The sequence below is a fragment of the Pseudomonas sp. NPDC087346 genome (assembly GCF_044744235.1).
Lineage (GTDB): Bacteria > Pseudomonadota > Gammaproteobacteria > Pseudomonadales > Pseudomonadaceae > Aquipseudomonas.
Genome location: NZ_JBIUXX010000174.1, coordinates 1 through 1255, shown reverse-complemented (window position 1 = coordinate 1255; position 1255 = coordinate 1). Strand labels below are relative to the sequence as shown.

Sequence of the window (1255 nt, the reverse complement as noted above, 5' to 3'; positions counted from 1 at the left end):
TGTAGTGGTCAACTAATTCCAGACACCTCGATAGGTGGTTCCGATACCATCGTCCGTTCGTAAACGGTCGGTGGCAGATATCCCAGTTTCGAGTGCAGCCGCTCGTTGTTGTAAAACCCAACGATGTATTCCGTGATGTCACGTATCGCTTCGGCGTGGTTGGCGTAATCGCGGCGCCATACCCGCTCCATTTTCAAGCTCAGGAAGAAGCGCTCCATCACTGAGTTATCCCAGCAGTTACCTTTACGGCTCATGCTTTGCTGCATGTCATTTCGCTCCAGCAACGCTCTGTAGTTCGCGCTGGCGTACTGGCTACCGCGATCCGAGTGGGCGATCAGACCCGGTGGCGGTTGACGCTGAGCAACTGCCAGCTGCATTGCACTACACACCAGCTCGGCGGGCATGTTCGGGGCCATGGACCAGCCCACGATCTTGCGTGAGAACAAGTCCAGTACCACGGCCAGGTACAGCCAGCCGCTGCGGGTCCGGATGTAGGTAATGTCTGCCACCCAGGCCTTGTTCACCGCTTCGGGTTCGAATTGGCGATTCAGCACATTTTCGGCAACCGGCAGGTCGTGCTTGCTATCGGTCGTGTGCACAAACTTACGCTTCCAGGCCGAACGCAGGCCGTTGGCGCGCATCAAGCGACGAATTTTATAAACGCCTATTTCCATGCCCTTGGCGCGCAACGCTTTACGCAACGGGCGACTGCCATAGCAGCCGCCACTCGCAGCAAACGACGCCTTGAGTTGCACGGTAACGGGACAAATCGATGCTGGCGCTTCAGCACGCTTGTTGGCCTCGTAGAAACCGGATCGGCTGATGCCCAGCAGCCGACAGACATACGCCACCGAATAAGCCTTCTGTTGCAGCTGCCGAACCAATCGATACGTTACTTCAGCTCGCGGGCAAAGAAGGCGGTGGCTTTTTTTAATACATCGTTATCCATCTTGAGCTGGCGGTTTTCCTGCTCCAGCTGCCGAATCCGCTGCTGCTCGGATGTGAGCGGTTTACCGATCCCGGCCTGTCCCAATTGCTCAGCCTCGTACTGTTGAACCCAGCGCCGGACGGCTGTCTCACCAATATTCAGATCGCCGCAGACCTGCGGAACGGTCAGCCCCTGGTCCTTGATCATCTTCACGACTTGCAGCTTGAAGCTGTCGTCGAATGTCCTGCGTTTGTTGGTCATGAAAAACTCCTCGATAGATGCATTTTCCACTTATCGAGGTGTCCGGGGAAATTAGACCACTACAAT

Annotated in this window: 1 protein-coding gene; it reads right to left on the bottom strand. The window is 55.9% G+C overall.

Annotated features, from left to right (window positions below; translation table 11 throughout):
* Positions 1–8 precede the first annotated feature (8 nt).
* A protein-coding gene (locus ACIOZM_RS31870) for an IS3 family transposase (protein ID WP_401221663.1) occupies positions 9–1189 on the bottom strand; the annotation gives its coding sequence in 2 pieces (ribosomal slippage) (positions 9–922 and positions 922–1189; 1182 coding nt in all).
* Positions 1190–1255: the final 66 nt, after the last annotated feature.